Here is a 15,932-nt window from a genome sequence, read left to right on the forward strand (position 1 = left end):
CCCCTGGGGGCGGAGGGTCCGACGCCCCCCCCGAACGCCACATTGGGGCGCTTGGGTCAGGCGGCCGCGGCGAGGGCCGGTTCCACCGTGCTCACGCGCGTCCGGCGGTCGCGCTGCCAGGCGAGCACCCGGCAGACCACGTAGATCAGGAACGAAATCGCCGTCACGAAGGCGCTCACCGGCAGGCCCGGCGCCAGCGACAGCACGATCCCGCCGATCGCCGACACCTCCGCGAACACCACCGACAGCACCGTCGCCTTCCAGGGGGACGCCGTCACGCGGGCCGCCGCGGCGGCCGGGGTCACCATCAGGGCCACCACCAGCAGCGAGCCGACCACCTTCACGCTCAACGCCGTCGAAACACCCACCAGCAGCGCGAACACCACGGTCAGCGTCTTCACCGGGACCCCGCGCGCCACCGCCACGTTCCGGTCCACCGAAGCGAACAGCAACGGCCGGTACACCAGGGCCAGCACCGCCAGCACCACCACCGACGACACCACGAACAACGTCAGGTTCGTCGAATCGATCGTGATGATCTGGCCCGTGAGGATCCCGAACTTGTTCCCGGACCGTCCTTTGTAGAACGACAGGAACAGCACGCCCATCCCGAGCCCGAAGGACAGGATCACGCCGATCACCGAGTCGCGGTCGGCGTCGCGCGCCCCCAGGATGCCCAGCAGCAGCGCCGCCACCACCGCGCCGATCAGCGCGCCGTACTCGACGCCGATGCCGAGCAGCAGGGCCGCCGCGCCGCCGGTGAAGGCCAGCTCGGACGTGCCGTGCACCGCGAACGACATCCGCCGCATCACGATCAGCGGGCCCAGCACGCCCGCCACCAGGCCGAGGATCGCCGCCGCCAGCAGCGCCGTCTGGACGCCGTCGAGCTCGGTGATCAGCTCCCAGGTCTTGCCGAAGTCGAACAGATCCAAGACTCAGCCCACTTGCTCTTCGACGTCGTGTTCGTGGTGGTGCGGCTCCGCCTCGCACAACGCGCTCTGCGCGCCCGCGATGTGGATCTGGCCGCCGACCTTCAGTACCTCGACGCGGGTGCCGTACAGCTCCGACAACGTCTCCGTCGTCATGACCTCGTCCGGCTTGCCGATCCGGAACTGGCCGTTGACCAGGTACAGCACCCGGTCGACGAACGGCAGCACCGGGTTGATCTCGTGCGTCACGAACAGCACCGCCGTGCCCGCCGTGCGCCGGCGGGCGTCGATCAGCTCGCTGATCGCGCGCTGGTGCGCCAGGTCGAGCGACAGCAGCGGCTCGTCGCAGAGCAGCACTTCGGGGTCGCCGACCAGGGCCTGGGCCACCCGCAGCCGCTGCTGCTCGCCGCCGGACAGCCGGCCGACGGGCTGCTTCGCGTACCGCGTGGCCCCGACGGCGTCGATCGCTTCGGAAACGAGCCGGCGGCGGGCCGCGATGCCCGGGAAGCCGAACCCCCAGCGGTGCCCGTCGAGACCCAGCCCGACCAGGTCGACGCCGCGCAGCGTCAGCGACTCGTCGATCGCGCGCTGCTGCGGGATGTAGCCGACCTTGCGGTTCGCGCCGCCCGGGCGGCCGCCCGCGATCTCGACCGTGCCCGCCGACAGGTCCTGCATGCCGAGCAGCGCCTTGAGGAAGCTGCTCTTGCCGGAGCCGTTCGGGCCGAGCACGGCGAGGAACTCGCCCGGCTCGACGACGAGGTCCAGCCCGGACCAGAGGGTGCGCGGGCCGAACGCGAGGCCCGCCCCGCGGACCCGGACCGCGGGGCGTACGTCATCGGAGGCGGGAGACATGCCTACTTCAACGCCCCAGCCAGCTCGTCGACTTCCCCGGTCATCCAGCCAATGTAGTCCGTCACACCCGCGGGGAGCGTTTCGGTCACGCCGACCACGCCGAGCCCGGCCTCCTTCGCCTGCTTGACGACGTCCTGGGTCAGCGGCGTCACCGTCTGCTCGTTGTTGATCAGCGCCTTGACCTGCTTGGTCGCGATCAATTGCTGGTACGCATTGACGGCGTCGGCCGGGACGTCGGTGTCGTTCTCCACCGCGTCCGAGAACGCCTTGGGCGTCGCGTCGGTGATCTTCGCGCTCGCCAGCAGGTAGTGCGCGACCGGCTCGGTGACGACGACCTTCGTCCCCGGGTGGGTGGTCCCGAGCTCTTCGAGCCGCTTCTCGAGCGCGTCGACCTTCGCCTTGAACGCCGTCGCGTTGTCGGTGAACTGCTGCTTGGCCGCCGGCTTGAGCTCGCCGAGCTGCGCGGCGAGCTGGTCGGCGACCTTGTCGACGCCCGGCAGGTCGTACCAGACGTGCTCGTTCTCGTCGCCGGTCGCGGCGATGTCGTAGGCGACGAGCTTCTTCGCGCTCCCCGCCTGCTCGGTGAGCTTGCCGAAGAACTCGTCGTAGCCGCCTCCGTTGGACAGCAGCAGCTGCGCGCCCTTCGCGGCGAGGGCGTCGTCCGCCGTCGTCTCGTACGAGTGCGGATCGGCCGACGGGTCGTGGATGATCGACTTGACCTCGACGTTCTCGCCGCCGACGGCGGAGACCACGCTGCCCCAGACGTCGGTCGAGGCGACGACCTTGACCTTGCCGTCACCGCCCGCCTGCGCGCCGCCGCCGTCGGAGGACGTCCCACCGGAGCACGCGGCCAAGGCGAACACGGACAGGGCCGAAGCGGCGGCGAGCACGCTCCTGGTGCGACGGGAACTCATGCGGGGACTCCTGAAGACGCTAATGGAAACCGTTGTCAGATTCACCTTACCCCATCCGGATGACTTTCTGGCCATCAGATCCCGCTTTGGTGTATGCGTCTCTGCGCATGCGGATCGAGACATCGACCACGCGGGGTGTCTCTTCAGGAAACCGATCTGAACCGTTACGGTTTGCAGATGGGCCGTCCTATTCGCACCCGGAGGCAGGCGACGCTGGCGTCGCTCGCGGCGGAGCTCGGTGTGTCCAGGACCACGGTGTCCAACGCCTACAACCGGCCGGACCAGCTGTCCCCGGAACTGCGCCGCCGCGTCCTCGAGACCGCGCGGCGCCTCGGCTACCCCGGCCCCGACCCGGTCGCCCGCTCCCTGCGCACGCGCAAGGCGGGCGCGGTCGGGCTGCTGCTCACCGAGAACCTCTCCTACGCCTTCCGCGACCCCGCCGCCGTCGGTGTCCTCGAAGGACTGGCGCTGGCCTGCGAAGACGCCGGCGTCGGCCTGCACCTGGTGCCGGCCAGCCCGGGCCGGGAGGACGTCGCCGCGGTGCACCGCGCGGGCGTCGACGGCTTCGTCGTCTATTCGGTGCCGGACGACGACCCGCACCTGGCCGCCGTGCTGGAGCGCCCGGTGCCGACGGTGATCATCGACCAGCCGAGTCTCGAGGGCATCGACCGCGTCGGCCCGGACGACGCCGCGGCCGTCGGCAAGATCGCCGAGCACCTGGTCACGCTGGGCCACCGGCAGGTCGGCGTCATCTGCATGCGCCTCGCCCGCGAGCGCAACGACGACTTCGTCTCCGCGACGCGGCAGAGCGGCGCGCACTTCCACGTCCAGCGCACCCGGCTGGAAGCGCTCGCCGTGGCGTTCTCGGCGGCGGGCGTCGACTGGGCGGGCGTCCCGGTGGTCGAGCGGTTCGACCACACGGTGGACGACGGCGCGTCCGCGGCCCGCCAGCTGCTGGACGCCTACCCGCAGATCACGGCCGTGATCTGCACCTCCGACATCCTCGCGCTCGGCGCCATGGCCGAGGCCGAGCGGCGCGGGCTGCGGGTGCCGCAGGACCTGACGGTGACCGGCTTCGACGGCATCGCCGAAGCCGAGCGGATCGGGCTCACCACGGTCCACCAGCCGGTGCTGGAGAAGGGCAAGACGGCCGGGCGGCTGCTGCTCAGCTCGGGCGAACGCAGCGCGCCGAAGGTGATCACCCTGCCGACCGAGCTGCGCGTCGGGCGGACGTCGGGCCCGCCGCGGACCGTCGACGAGCCGTGGTTCGGCGGCTGACCTCGTGACATTGCTCTTAGCGCATTGCTCATCGGGGTAGTCACCCGGTCAAATGGAGTGGACGACCCGCGCCGCGGGGCCACTGGCCGGAAGGTGACCGATGACCTCGATCGACGTACTGCTCAAGCGCAACCAGGAACTCGGCGAGGTGACGCCCGGCGACCGGTCGTCCCCCAAGCCGTCGCTCCAGGTGGCCATCCTGACCTGCATGGACGCCCGCATCCGGGTGTTCGAGCTGTTCGGCCTCCTGCAGGGCGAGTCGCACGTCCTCCGCAACGCCGGCGGCGTGGTGACCGACGACATGATCCGCTCGCTCGCCCTGTCGCAGCGCAAGCTGGGCACCCGTGAGGTGCTGATCGTGCAGCACACCGAGTGCGGCCTCTCGATGGTGACCGAGGACGACTTCAAGGACGAGCTCGAGACCGACACCGGCCTGCGGCCCACGTGGTCGGTCGAGGCCTTCCGCAGCGTCGAGAACAGCGTGCGGACTTCGGTGGAGCGGGTGCGGCGCAGCGCGTACCTGCCGCACACGGAGAACGTGCGCGGGTTCGTCTACGACGTGAAGACCGGGAAGCTCACCGAGGTCGAGTAGGCCTTGCGAGTCCTGTTCGCCGGGCTGGCCTCGGCCGGCCACACGTACCCGATGGTCCCGCTCGCGGTCGCGGCGCGGGACATCGGGCACGACGTGCACTTCGCCGCCGGCGAGCACGTCCACGAGTCGCTGCGGGAGCTGAACCCGTTCCGGCCGGCGGACTCGTTCTACGAGATCTACGCCGAGGACATCGAGCCCGACCTGCAGCGGCTGCGGCCGGACCTGGTCGTGCACGGGTGGGGCGTCCCGGAAGTCGGTGTCGCGGCGGAGCGCGCCGGGATCCCGGCGCTCTGGCACGGGTTCGGGCGGATGTTCCCGCCCGGCATCGGGTTCGAGCGTCCCACCGGCGGTGTGCACCTCGACGTCTGCCCGCCGTCCCTGCAGGACGCGGACTTCCTCGCGACCGCCGAGCGCGTCCCGGTGCGGCCGGTGCCGTTCGCCGAGCCGGGCGACTTCCGGGGGCCGCTGGTCTACCTCACCCTCGGCACCGCGTTCGGCACCCCGGAGGTGCTCAAGACGGCGATCGAGGGTTTGGCCACGCTCGGCACGCCCGTCGTGGTGGCCACCGGCGGAGTGGCCCTCGGGCCGCTGCCGGCCCACGTGACGGCCCAGGCCTGGGTACCGCAGGCGGCGGCGATCGCGCACGCGGACCTCGTCGTGCACCACGGCGGCAGCGGCACCACCCTCGGTGCGCTCGCCGCGGGCGTCCCGCAGCTCGTCCTGCCGCAGGGCGCCGACCAGTTCGCCAACGCCGACGCGCTCGTGGCCGCGGGGGCCGCGGTGCGCCTGCTGCCTGGCGAGCTGACCGCGGAAGCCGTCGCCGAACAGGCCCGGAAGGCGTCTTCCTGCCGGGAAGCGGCCCGCGCGGTCGCCGAGGAGATCGCCGCCATGCCGTCTCCGGACGAGGTCGCCCGCGAGCTGCCGAAGTACGCGAAGTAGCCTCCCGGCGTGGCTGTGGACGCTGACGTACTGCTCGACTGGTTCTCCGCGCACGGCCGGGATCTGCCGTGGCGCTCGCCGGATTGCACGGCCTGGGGCGTGCTGGTCAGCGAAATCATGCTCCAGCAGACCCCGGTCGTCCGGGTGCAGCCGATCTGGCACGAATGGATGGCGCGCTGGCCGGTCCCCTCGGCGCTGGCCGCGTCTTCGCAGGGCGAGGTCGTGCGGGCCTGGGGCAAGCTCGGCTACCCGCGCCGGGCGCTGCGGCTCCACGAGGCCGCCGGGGTGATCGCGCGCGAGCACGGCGACGTCGTTCCGTCCGATGTGGACACTCTGCTCGCGCTGCCCGGGATCGGCGCCTACACCGCCCGGGCCGTCGCCGCGTTCGCCTACGGACGGCGGGCACCGGTCGTCGACACGAACGTGCGGCGGGTCGTCGCGCGGGCGGTGCACGGGGCCGGGGACGCCGGGCCGGCGTCCAACACCCGGGACATGGCCGACGTCGAGGCCCTGCTGCCGGCCGAAGACGCGCCCGCGGCGAAGTTCTCGGCGGCGATCATGGAGCTCGGCGCACTGATCTGCACCGCGCGGTCCCCGAAGTGCGCGGACTGCCCGATCCACGACGAATGCGCGTGGCAGCGCGCCGGGCGGCCGGAGTACACCGGCCCGGCCAAGCCGGTGCAGCGGTACGCGGGCACCGACCGGTACGTCCGCGGGCGGCTGCTCGACGTCCTGCGCGGCAGCGAGGGACCGGTCGAGAAGGCGCGCCTGGACCAGGTGTGGCACGACGGCGGGCAGCGCGACCGCTGCCTGGACTCCCTGCTGGTCGACGGCCTGCTGGAGCAGACCCGCGACGGCCTCTTCGCCCTGCCAGGTGAACACTAACGCGCTACAACCAAAGTTGGTCAATAGTTGTCAATGGCGCGCTGCGGAGTTACCGTTTTCCGCATGGTCACTGTTGACCGCCGGACCCTGCTCAAGGCGGGGGTGACCGCGACCGCGGCCGGCGCACTGGGGATGACGACCACGGGGACGGCCACGGCAGCCGTGCCGGTACCGGCGATCCACCCGACGTCGGACTGGGGCGCCCGGCCCGCCACCGGCACCATCGTGGTGGAGAACCACAAGCCGACGTACATCGTCGTGCACCACGCGGTCGACCCGCCGATGAACGACGACTTCTCGCTGGCGCGTGCGTTCTACGTCTCGCGGTTCATCCAGGACCTGCACATGGACAAGAACGGCTGGATCGACAGCGGCCAGCAGTTCACGAACAGCCGCGGCGGGTACATCACCGAAGGGCGGCACCGCAGCCTGGAGATCCTGCGCGGCGGCACCAAGCACGTCCAGGGCGCGAACGTCGGCAACCACAACAGCGAGGTCATCGGCATCGAGAACGAGGGCCTCTACAGCACGGTGGACGTGCCGCCGGCGCTGTGGAACTCACTGGTCTCGCTGGTCGCCTACATCGCGAGCCAGTACGGCATCGCGCCGGAGTTCATCAAGGGCCACCGCGATTTCAACTCGACCGAGTGCCCCGGCCAGGTGCTCTACAACCGGCTGCCGGAGCTGCGGACCGCCGTCGGGCGCGTCCTCGGCGTGTCGGTGGCGCGGGCCGAAGCGGAGTGGCCGCTGCTCAAACCTGGCGACACGGGCCGTCAGGTGCAGCTCGCGCAGCAGTTCCTGCGCGCGTCCGGCTTCGGGGTTCCCACCGACGGGGTCTTCGGGAAGTCCACAAAGGACGCGGTGACCGCTTTGTCCGCTCAGGCCGGGTTGGCCCGCGACACGTGCACCGCGGCGAAGGTGTCCGACGAGGCGGGCTTCCTCGGCGCCGACGTCTGGCCGCTGATCGTGCCGTCGGACCGCTCGACGGCGGCCTGGCGAGCGGACCTGGCCCGTACGTGACCAGGAGGTCGGTGCGCCGGGCTCAACGACGCGCTCGGTGTGCCGTCCTTCTGCTCACGCGCGGCTTCAGCGGTTCAGGACCTGGCTGAGGAAGGCCTCGACGGCACCCCGGTAGATCTCCGGGGCCTCGTCGTGGGGCAGGTGCGCCGAGCCCGGGACCACCAGGTGTTTCGCGCCGTCGACCCGGTCGGCGACGAGTGCCTGCTGGCCGGGCGGCATGGCCGTGTGCTCGCCCTCGACCAGCAGCAGCGGGCAGCGGATCGCCGTGACGACGTCCCAGTAGTCCCGGCGGCCCCATTCGGCGGCGATCACGTACAGGTCTTCGAGGTCCGCCACCAGGTGGAACCCGTCGGAACGCTCCTCGACGCAGTCCGCGAAGTACCCGCCCGCGTCGCCGAAGAACTCGCGGACGTGCTCCAGGGACTTGAACGGGACCGGCCAGCTCTCGAAGTACCCGCGCCAGGTCTCGACGGTCCGGCCGCGCTGGTCCGGCGCGAAGTCCTCGGAGACGACCGCGCGCACCAGCTCCGGGTACCGCGCGGCGGTCGCCCAGGCGTGCAGGCCGCCCATCGAGTGGCCGATGAGCACCGCCGGGCCCGCGTCGAGCGTCCGCAGCGCTTCGGCGACGTCGTCGGCGAAGCGCTCTGTCGTCCACGGGCCGACGCGCGGCGCGTTGCCGTGGCCGCGCGCGTCGAAGCCGTACACCGCGCCGTAGGGCCGGAGCCACTCCGCGACCCGCCACCACGTCCGCGCGCGGCCCATCAGGCCGTGGAGCAGAACGATCGGCACGCCGCTGCCGCCGAAACAGAGCACGCGGCCACCTAACCACAAAACCGCTGGTGCGGAACGTGACCAACCGATCGCAATCCATCACCTATGGTGGTGGGTGTGCGCCGCCGACTGACCGCCCTGGCCGTCTGCGCCGCGGTGGTCGTCGCCGCGGCGTGCGGTGGTGACGCCGTCACGCTGCCGCCCCCGCCGCCACCGATGCACCCGGTGCCGGGCGCGTCCGGCGGCGGCGATCCCTACTACCCGGACGACGGCAACGGCGGGTACGACGCGCTCGGCTACCAGGTCGACGTCAAGTACGACCCGCCGAGCGGGCACCTCGACGGGGACACCACGGTGACCGCCAAGGCCACCCAGGACCTCAGCCGGTTCGACCTCGACCTGCGCGGACTGGACGTGCACAGCGTCGAAGTCGACGGCAAACCGGCGACGTTCAGCCGGGAGAAGGCGTTCGAACTGGTCGTCACTCCGCCGGCCCCGATCCGGGCGGGGACGACGTTCCGCACCCGGGTGCGCTACGGCGGCGATCCGGCCAAGACCCCGCACACCGGCGGCAGCGAGAACGGCTGGAAGCATTCGGCCGACGGCGGCGCGTACATGGTCGGCGAGCCGCACTCGGCGGCGTTCTGGTACCCGGCGAACGAAACCCCGCGCGACAAGGCGACTTTCACGCTCACCGCGCACGTCCCGGCCGGCTGGACGGTGCTCTCGAACGGCCGCGAGGGCCCGCCGGGCACCTGGACCGAGCCCAACCCGGTGGCGACCTACCTGACGACGATCGCGATCGGCAAGTTCAGTGTCGACAGGTCGACACTGAAGGACGGCACCCCGGTGGTCTCGGCGTACGCCCCGGGCACCGAAGCCCGCCGCGCGATCGGCGACCGCCTGCCGGAGGTGCTCGGCTTCCTGAGCGGCAAGTTCGGCCCGTACCCGCAATCGGCGGCGGGCGGGATCTTCCTGAACGAGGAGGTCCCGTTCTCGCTGGAGACGCAGACGCGGCCGACGTACGCGAAGTGGGCGGACCTGCCGACGCTGGTGCACGAGAACGCCCACCAGTGGTTCGGCGACTCGGTCTCGGTGCGGAACTGGTCCGACATCTGCCTGAACGAGTGCTTCGCGTCGTACTCGCAGTGGCTGTGGGCCGAGCGCGAGGGCCAGAACCTGGACGACCGCTACCGCGCGGCCATCGAGATCACCCGCGGCAGCACGGACTTCTGGGCGCAGAAGCTGGTCGGCATGGGCCAGGGTCACGAGTTCGAGGGCGTCTACAACAAGGGCATCCTGGCCCTGCACGCGTTGCGCCGCGAAATCGGCGACCCGGCCTTCGACCGCCTCCTGCGCGAGTGGCCGGCCCGCTACCGCCACGGCAACGCAACCTGGGCCGACTTCGAGACGATGGCGGCGCGAATCGGCGGCAAGGACCTGCGGGCGTTCTTCGACACGTGGTTCCGCGGCACGAAGCTCCCGGCGGACGCGGACCTGTTCCCCGGCTCACTGCGCAGCTGAAGCCACCCCGCGGCCAACTAGGGTGGGAGGCATGAGTGTCGTGAAGATCAACGCGATCGAGGTCCCCGAGGGCGCCGGCCCCGAGCTGGAGAAGCGGTTCGCCGCGCGCATGCACTCGGTCGACGAGCAGCCGGGCTTCCTCGGCTTCGAGCTGCTGCGGCCGGTGTCCGGCGAGACGCGCTACTTCGTCTACACGAAGTGGGAAACCGAGGAGCACTACCAGGCGTGGGCGAAGGGCGGCCCGGCCGCGGCGGCGCACTCGGGCGAGCGCGCCAAGCCGGTGTCCACCGGCGCGAACCTCCTGGAGTTCGAGGTCGTTCTCGGTTCCCAGCCGGGTGAATGAGGCGGCAAAGCTCCTGGACGGCGCCGGCGCACTCCTGATCTGCGCCGGCGCCGGCATGGGCGTCGACTCGGGGCTCCCGGACTTCCGCGGCGGCGAAGGGTTCTGGCGCGCGTATCCGCCGTACGCTCGCCTCGGCCTGCAGTTCGAGGAACTGGCCGACCCGCGCCACTTCGCCGAAGATCCCGAGCTGGCCTGGGGCTTCTACGGGCACCGGCTTGCGCTGTACCGCGAGACGGTCCCGCACGAGGGGTTCCGGCTGCTGCTCTCGCTGGGTGCGCGGCTACCCGGCGGCGTCCGCGTGTTCACGTCCAATGTGGACGGCCAGTTCCAGAAGGCGGGCTTCGAGTCCGTGGCGGAGGCGCACGGCTCGATCCACCACCTGCAGTGCCTCGCCGGGTGCACGTCCGAGATCTGGCCGGCGGACCTGGACGTGACGGTCGACGAGGAGACCATGCGGGCGGTGCCACCACTGCCCTCGTGCCCCCGCTGCGGCGGGTTGGCGCGCCCCAACATCCTGATGTTCGGCGACTTTTCCTGGGTCCCGGACCGCAGCCAGGCCCAGCTGGACGAGCTCACGGCGTGGCGCCGGACGGCTCGTGACCTCGTGGTGGTGGAGCTGGGAGCGGGCCAGGCGGTCCCGACGGTCCGCCGCTACGCCGAACTGGCGAGCGCGGCAACGGGCGCGTTGATCCGGATCAACCCCCGAGAACCCGAGATCCGCCACGGCCGCGGCGTGTCGATCGCGGCGGGGGCCCTGGAAACGCTGAAAGCACTCCTCGGCGACGTCCGGCATTCCAGCGAATCCTGATCCGGAAAGCCTCCCACCGTGGCACACTGAGCGTGATTTGAGTCACGCCGGAGCCGGTCGGGAGACGCATGCCGCCAATACCGCAACAGTTGCCGCCGGACGTCGCACGGTTCACCGGCAGGCGTGCCGAACTGAGCAAACTCGACAACACCGATGCGCACGCCACCGCGGTCGTCATCTCGGCGATCGCAGGCGCCCCCGGAATGGGCAAGACGTCGCTGGCCGTTCATTGGGCACACCAGGCACGGGCGCGATTCCCGGACGGCGAACTCCACGTGAACCTGCGCGGCTTCGACCCGGGTCCCCCGGTTTCTCCCGAACTGGCACTGAACGGCTTCCTGCACGCCCTCGGCCTGGACAGTGAACAGATCCCGCGCACGCTGGAAGCGATGAGCGGAATCTACCGATCGCTCCTCGCCGGCCGTCGGATGCTGGTGGTCTTGGACAACGCGGCAACCGCCGAGCAGGTTCGCCCGCTCTTGCCCGGCACCCCCACCTGCATGGTGATCGTGACCAGCCGCAACCGGCTCTCGGGACTCGTCGCCCGCGACGGCGCCCAGCGCATCACGCTGGACATTCTGTCGCACACGGAAGCGACCTCACTCCTGCGAAGCGTCATCGGAAGCAGCCGCGTCGACGAGGAACCCGCCGCGGCCGCGGCTTTGGCTCAAAAGTGCGCATATTTGCCATTGGCATTGAGAATCGCCGGCGAACGCGTCCTTTGCCGCCCGCACGCGCCGATAGCCGACCTCGTCGCCGAGCTGTCGTCCGAGCGGGATCGTCTCGACGCCCTGGCGTCTGACGACGACGAGGCGACCGCCGTCCGCGCTGCCTTCTCCTGGTCCTACCGCTCGCTGAACCCGGACGCTGCACGGATGTTCCGGCTGCTGGGCTTGAACCCCGGCCCCCACATCCGCACGTCGGCCGCGGCCGCACTGGCAGGCACCACGGAAAAGGAGGCTGCACGACTGCTCGACACGCTCGTCAGCGTGCATCTCCTCGGCGAGATCGAGCGGGACAGATTCCAGTTCCACGACCTGTTGCGCACGTACGCCTCGGAATGCGGTTCAGAAGCCAGCGAATACATCGATGCAATGACAAGATTGCTCGAGTGGTATCTGCACAGTGCCCACAACGGACTGTACGGTCTCTACCCGCAGCACCCCGTGGTCCCGCTTGCACCCCTCACCACCTCCATCAAGCCCTCGGACATCGGGGACCGCCAGGCGGCGATCAGGTGGTTCGACGCCGAATACGCGAACCTGATGGCCGTCATTCGCAAGGCCGCCGACCACGGCAACGACACGGTCGCTTGGCAGTTGCCCAACATCATCGACTGCTATCAGGGCATGCGCGATTATGTCGCAGACCGGATCGAAGCCCATGAGGCCGGACCCGCGGTCGCTCGGAGAATCCGGAACAAGCTGGCGATCAGGTGGGCACTCGGCCACCTAGGCGAAGCCTACGAGAATGCGGGACGATTGGAAGAATCCGTCCCCCTGGACATCGAAGCGCTTGCCGTGGCAAGAGAAATAGGAGACCGCTGGGGAGAAGCGAACTCCCTGCTCGGCGTGGGCAGCGTAGACTTGCGACTAGGTCGGCTGGATCAAGCCGAAGCCGCCTACAATGAGGCCTTGCTCATCTACCGAGACTTGAAGCACCTTCGCAACGAAGCCATCGCACTGGTCAATCTGGCAAAGCTGTTTCACCGACGAAATCAGGACGAAAAAGCAATAGAGTATATTGCCATGGCCCGCAACCTGCAGGAGATCATCGGAACCTCGAACACCGAGGGATGGGTTCTTGATGCCCTCGCTCAGATATACGTCGACCTCGAACGGTATGATGACGCCACAATCCAACTACTGCGCGTTCTGCAGATAAGCCGGGAGTCCGGTACACCACGCTACATCGCGGAAGCGCTTGATTCTCTCGGTCGGGTATCCCACCTCAACGGCGACCCGGCCGGAGCCCGCGAGTACTGGCTGGAGGCACTCGAGATCTTCGAGAGCCTCAACTCTCCCGCGGCGGACAAGGTGCGCGCCCAACTGGCGAGCCTGCCCCGCTGATCACGGCAGCCGGACCTCGGCGAACACCGCCCGGTGGTCACTGCCCGCCACATCGAACACCCGGTAGTCCAGCACCGCCGCGCGGTTGTCGACCGCCACGTGGTCGATCGTCACCACCGGCATGGACGACGGCCACGTCGGGGCCAAGCCTTCGCCGCGCTCCTCGGCGGCGTCGTGGTAGCCGCGGGACAGGACCGTCCGGTAGGCCGCGTGGTCCAGCGTCGCGTTGAAGTCGCCCGCCAGGATGCGCAGCCCGTGCTCGCCCGCCGGCTGGGACAGGTCCTTGATCTCGCGCTCCCACAGCGGGGTGTCCACGTCCGGGGAGATCGGGTGGACCGCGACGATCTCGACCACCACGCCCTCGCCGAGGTCGGCCTCCGCGCCCGGCTGCTTGGACGCCGAATCGCCGGTCAGGTTGACCTCCTTCAGCGGGAAGCGGGACGCGATCCCCGAGCCGAACGCGCCCGGCGCCGGGTGCAGCACCCGGTGCGGCAGCAGGTCGAACAGCCCCGCCGCGGTCAGCCGGTCGACCGCCGACGGGGTCATCTCGACCAGGTTCAGCACGTCGATCCGCTGCTCGCGCACCAGGTCGACGACGGCTTCCGCGTCGGCCTGGCCGTAGAGCAGGTTCGAGGCGAGGACGCGCAGTGTCTTGCCCTGCACGATGCGTTGCTCGCTCGCCGACACCCGCGGGATGACGAGGACGGCCAATGCGAGCGCCAGCACCAGCGCGACCCCGCCGAGCCACCACCGCCGCAACGCCAGGGTGACGCCGCCGAGCAGCACCCCGGCGGCCGCCGCGAACGGCGTCAACGACAGCGCGACCAGCGTGTACCAGCCGCCGTCGTAGCCGAGCAGGCGCAGCGCCGCCAGCAGCGCCAGTGGCACCAGCGGGACCACCAGCAGGCCCGTGACCAGCGGATTCTTCCGCCGCGACCGCGTCTCTTCCGCAACCACCATGCTGCCGAGTATGCCGAGACCGGCGCCGCTCGGCTGCTGCCCCGACAACTCCTCCACAAGATCTCCACCAGCGCCTGCCAGCCGCTGACAGCGCGCTGTGCGCGGCTTACCAGCGCCGCCGTCCAAAGTGACCCTCAGAAGCGGCAGTAGAGGAGGACGCCCATGTCGCACGCAATCCAGGCCGAGGGCCTGGTCAAGCACTTCGGGGACACCAAGGCGCTCGACGGGGTCGACCTCGAGGTCCCGTTCGGGCAGGTCGTGGGGGTGCTCGGGCCGAACGGCGCCGGCAAGACGACCGCCGTCCGGATCCTGGCGACCCTGATGAAACCCGACGCCGGCAGAGCCACCGTCGGCGGCTACGACGTGGTCGCCGACCCGGTCCGGGTCCGCAGCCTGATCGGGCTGACCGGGCAGTACGCGTCGGTCGACGAGGACCTCAACGGCATCGAGAACCTCGTCCTGATCGGACGGTTGTACGGCTACCCGCGCAGCCACGCCAAGGCCCGCGCCACCGAGCTGATCGAGCGGTTCGAGCTGACCAAGGCGGCCAAGCGGCCGATCCGGACGTACTCGGGCGGCATGCGGCGGCGGCTCGACCTCGCCGCCAGCCTCGTCGGCCGGCCCGAGGTGCTCTACCTCGACGAACCGACCACCGGGCTGGACCCGCACGCCCGCAACGAGGTCTGGGACGTCGTCCGCGGCCTCGTCGCCGAGGGCGCGACGGTGCTGCTGACCACGCAGTACCTGGAGGAGGCCGACCAGTTGGCCGACAAGATCACCGTCTTCGACCACGGCCGGGTCGTCGCCGACGGCCGCGCCGACGAGCTCAAGCGCCGCGTCGGCGGGCAGACGCTGCAGGTGCGGCCGACCCGGCCGGCCGACATGGACGCCGTCAACCGCATCCTCGGCGACCTGTCCGGCGTCCGGCCGACCCGTGACGACGCGACCGGCCTGCTCACCGCGCCGGTCAACGACCCCGTCCTGCTGTCCACCCTGGTCCGCAAGCTCGACGAAGCCGGGATCACCGCGGACGAGCTGGCGCTGCGGCTGCCCAGCCTCGACGAGGTGTTCCTCGCCCTCACCGGGCACACCGCCGAACCGTCCACCGAGGACAAGACCCTCGAAGGGAGCCTGGCATGACGACGCTGGCCCTCGACCGCCCGGCCCCGCCCCGCCACATCAGCCCCGGCAAGGGGTTCCAGCACGCGCTTTCGCTGGCCTGGCGCGGCATCCTGAAGATCCGCAAGAACCCCGAACAGCTCGCCGACGTCACCCTGATGCCGATCATCTTCCTGGTGATCTTCGTCTACCTGTTCGGCGGCGCGCTGTCCGGCTCGATCGACGCCTACCTGCAGCTGGTCGTGCCCGGCGTCATCGTGATGAACATCCTGCAGGCGTGCCTGACCGTCGGCGTGCAGCTCAACACCGACGTCACCAAGGGCGTGTTCGACCGGTTCCGCAGCATGCCGATCGCCCGCTCGGCGCCGCTGATCGGCGCGGTGCTCGCCGACGTCGTGCGGTACGTCGTCTGCCTGACCGTGCTGATGGTCGTGGCCACGATCATGGGCTACCGGATCGCGACCAGCCCCGGCGAGTTCGCGGTGGCGATCCTGCTCGCGCTGGCGTTCGGGCTGAGCTTCTGCTGGGGCTCGGTGTTCGTCGGCATGCTGATGAAGACGCCCGGCTCGGCGCAGGCGCTGATGTTCGTCTTCATCATGCCGCTGACGTTCGGCAGCAACGTGTTCGTGCAGACCAACACCATGCCGGGCTGGCTGCGGGCCTGGGCGGACATCAGCCCGGTCAGCCTCATGGCGAACGCGCTGCGCGGCCTGATGAACGGCGGAGCCGTCGCCGGCCCGCTGGCCGGGGCGCTGGCCTGGATGGCCGGTGCGGTGCTCGTGTTCTTCCCGCTGGCCACCTGGGCCTACCGCCGGCGGGTCTGAAAGGCGCACACACGGGGGTGAGTAGCGCCAGAGGTCGTGAGTGGTAAGGCGGGTTAGAACCCGCCCAAAAAAACACCACACCCACACGCCCCCTGGTCAAATCTG

16 protein-coding genes are annotated in these 15,932 nt (G+C 70.3%); 11 read left to right on the forward strand and 5 right to left on the reverse strand.

All coding sequences use genetic code 11. The features are described 5' to 3' along the window. Nucleotides 1–56 precede the first annotated feature (56 nt). Genes ACWEVN_RS37950 through ACWEVN_RS37960 form a run of 3 tightly spaced genes read right to left on the reverse strand, consistent with a single transcriptional unit; the run spans nucleotide 57 to nucleotide 2,695 of the window. On the reverse strand, nucleotides 57–932 hold the full coding sequence (locus tag ACWEVN_RS37950; RefSeq protein ID WP_449687944.1) for a metal ABC transporter permease: 876 nt from the start codon (nucleotides 930–932) through the stop codon (nucleotides 57–59). A 3-nt stretch (nucleotides 933–935) separates the two neighbouring features. Continuing rightward, nucleotides 936–1,781, reverse strand: coding sequence for a metal ABC transporter ATP-binding protein (locus tag ACWEVN_RS37955; protein ID WP_310969005.1), 846 nt, complete (start codon nucleotides 1,779–1,781; stop codon nucleotides 936–938). A gap of 2 nt (nucleotides 1,782–1,783) precedes the next feature. Then, nucleotides 1,784–2,695 (reverse strand): metal ABC transporter solute-binding protein, Zn/Mn family, encoded by a 912-nt coding sequence (locus ACWEVN_RS37960; RefSeq protein WP_452054489.1) that lies wholly within the window; start codon nucleotides 2,693–2,695, stop codon nucleotides 1,784–1,786. 177 nt (nucleotides 2,696–2,872) lie between these two features. Between ACWEVN_RS37960 and ACWEVN_RS37965 the strand changes: the two genes are divergently transcribed. The 5 genes from ACWEVN_RS37965 to ACWEVN_RS37985 all read left to right on the forward strand — a co-directional run bounded on the left by ACWEVN_RS37965 (nucleotide 2,873) and on the right by ACWEVN_RS37985 (nucleotide 7,409). Beyond that, nucleotides 2,873–3,973 (forward strand): LacI family DNA-binding transcriptional regulator, encoded by a 1,101-nt coding sequence (locus tag ACWEVN_RS37965; protein WP_310969008.1) that lies wholly within the window; start codon nucleotides 2,873–2,875, stop codon nucleotides 3,971–3,973. Nucleotides 3,974–4,073: 100 nt separating this feature from the next. After that, nucleotides 4,074–4,565 carry a beta-class carbonic anhydrase gene (locus ACWEVN_RS37970; protein WP_449687946.1) on the forward strand — a complete coding sequence of 164 codons (492 nt, stop codon included), beginning with the start codon at nucleotides 4,074–4,076 and terminating at the stop codon, nucleotides 4,563–4,565. Between the two features lie 3 nt (nucleotides 4,566–4,568). Then, complete coding sequence (locus tag ACWEVN_RS37975; protein ID WP_452054490.1) at nucleotides 4,569–5,504, forward strand: glycosyltransferase; 936 nt, start codon at nucleotides 4,569–4,571, stop codon at nucleotides 5,502–5,504. A gap of 9 nt (nucleotides 5,505–5,513) precedes the next feature. Beyond that, entirely contained in the window at nucleotides 5,514–6,389 is an 876-nt protein-coding gene (locus ACWEVN_RS37980; protein ID WP_452054491.1) for an A/G-specific adenine glycosylase, read from the forward strand. A gap of 63 nt (nucleotides 6,390–6,452) precedes the next feature. Beyond that, nucleotides 6,453–7,409, forward strand: coding sequence for a peptidoglycan recognition protein family protein (locus tag ACWEVN_RS37985; protein WP_449687949.1), 957 nt, complete (start codon nucleotides 6,453–6,455; stop codon nucleotides 7,407–7,409). A gap of 66 nt (nucleotides 7,410–7,475) precedes the next feature. Here the strand turns inward: ACWEVN_RS37985 and ACWEVN_RS37990 are convergent, their stop codons facing one another. Next, a complete protein-coding gene (locus ACWEVN_RS37990) occupies nucleotides 7,476–8,222 on the reverse strand; it encodes an alpha/beta fold hydrolase (protein ID WP_449687950.1) in 747 nt (248 codons plus the stop codon). 75 nt (nucleotides 8,223–8,297) lie between these two features. Between ACWEVN_RS37990 and ACWEVN_RS37995 the strand changes: the two genes are divergently transcribed. From ACWEVN_RS37995 to ACWEVN_RS38010, 4 genes are all read left to right on the forward strand, one after another. Then, nucleotides 8,298–9,704 (forward strand): M1 family metallopeptidase, encoded by a 1,407-nt coding sequence (locus tag ACWEVN_RS37995; RefSeq protein ID WP_452054492.1) that lies wholly within the window; start codon nucleotides 8,298–8,300, stop codon nucleotides 9,702–9,704. Between the two features lie 31 nt (nucleotides 9,705–9,735). Further along, nucleotides 9,736–10,047 carry an antibiotic biosynthesis monooxygenase family protein gene (locus ACWEVN_RS38000; RefSeq protein ID WP_310969019.1) on the forward strand — a complete coding sequence of 104 codons (312 nt, stop codon included), beginning with the start codon at nucleotides 9,736–9,738 and terminating at the stop codon, nucleotides 10,045–10,047. Beyond that, the gene (locus tag ACWEVN_RS38005) at nucleotides 10,040–10,855 is read left to right on the forward strand and encodes an SIR2 family NAD-dependent protein deacylase (RefSeq protein WP_452054493.1); all 816 of its coding nucleotides are present in this window, start codon (nucleotides 10,040–10,042) and stop codon (nucleotides 10,853–10,855) included. Before ACWEVN_RS38000 ends, ACWEVN_RS38005 begins: the two co-directional genes overlap by 8 nt. A 68-nt stretch (nucleotides 10,856–10,923) precedes the next feature. Beyond that, entirely contained in the window at nucleotides 10,924–12,924 is a 2,001-nt protein-coding gene (locus ACWEVN_RS38010) for an ATP-binding protein (RefSeq protein WP_452054494.1), read from the forward strand. Here the strand turns inward: ACWEVN_RS38010 and ACWEVN_RS38015 are convergent, their stop codons facing one another. After that, on the reverse strand, nucleotides 12,925–13,941 hold the full coding sequence (locus ACWEVN_RS38015; RefSeq protein WP_452054495.1) for an endonuclease/exonuclease/phosphatase family protein: 1,017 nt from the start codon (nucleotides 13,939–13,941) through the stop codon (nucleotides 12,925–12,927). It abuts the gene before it with no gap. Between the two features lie 105 nt (nucleotides 13,942–14,046). Between ACWEVN_RS38015 and ACWEVN_RS38020 the strand changes: the two genes are divergently transcribed. Together ACWEVN_RS38020 and ACWEVN_RS38025 are read left to right on the forward strand one after the other, a co-directional pair. Further along, a complete protein-coding gene (locus tag ACWEVN_RS38020; RefSeq protein ID WP_449687954.1) occupies nucleotides 14,047–15,024 on the forward strand; it encodes an ATP-binding cassette domain-containing protein in 978 nt (325 codons plus the stop codon). Beyond that, nucleotides 15,021–15,827 (forward strand): ABC transporter permease, encoded by an 807-nt coding sequence (locus ACWEVN_RS38025; protein WP_449687955.1) that lies wholly within the window; start codon nucleotides 15,021–15,023, stop codon nucleotides 15,825–15,827. Before ACWEVN_RS38020 ends, ACWEVN_RS38025 begins: the two co-directional genes overlap by 4 nt. The last annotated feature ends 105 nt before the right edge of the window (nucleotides 15,828–15,932 follow it).

It is taken from the genome of Amycolatopsis sp. NPDC003861, from assembly GCF_053605405.1.

Bases quoted from the DNA above. Each gene is read 5' to 3' on its own strand.
- ACWEVN_RS37955 (WP_310969005.1), bottom strand. From the start codon at position 1,781: ATGTCTCCCGCCTCCGATGACGTACGCCCCGCGGTCCGGGTCCGCGGG.
- ACWEVN_RS37960 (WP_452054489.1), bottom strand. From the start codon at position 2,695: ATGAGTTCCCGTCGCACCAGGAGCGTGCTCGCCGCCGCTTCGGCCCTG.
- ACWEVN_RS37965 (WP_310969008.1), top strand. From the start codon at position 2,873: ATGGGCCGTCCTATTCGCACCCGGAGGCAGGCGACGCTGGCGTCGCTC.
- ACWEVN_RS37970 (WP_449687946.1), top strand. From the start codon at position 4,074: ATGACCTCGATCGACGTACTGCTCAAGCGCAACCAGGAACTCGGCGAG.
- ACWEVN_RS37985 (WP_449687949.1), top strand. From the start codon at position 6,453: ATGGTCACTGTTGACCGCCGGACCCTGCTCAAGGCGGGGGTGACCGCG.
- ACWEVN_RS38000 (WP_310969019.1), top strand. From the start codon at position 9,736: ATGAGTGTCGTGAAGATCAACGCGATCGAGGTCCCCGAGGGCGCCGGC.
- ACWEVN_RS38010 (WP_452054494.1), top strand. From the start codon at position 10,924: ATGCCGCCAATACCGCAACAGTTGCCGCCGGACGTCGCACGGTTCACC.
- ACWEVN_RS38020 (WP_449687954.1), top strand. From the start codon at position 14,047: ATGTCGCACGCAATCCAGGCCGAGGGCCTGGTCAAGCACTTCGGGGAC.
- ACWEVN_RS38025 (WP_449687955.1), top strand. From the start codon at position 15,021: ATGACGACGCTGGCCCTCGACCGCCCGGCCCCGCCCCGCCACATCAGC.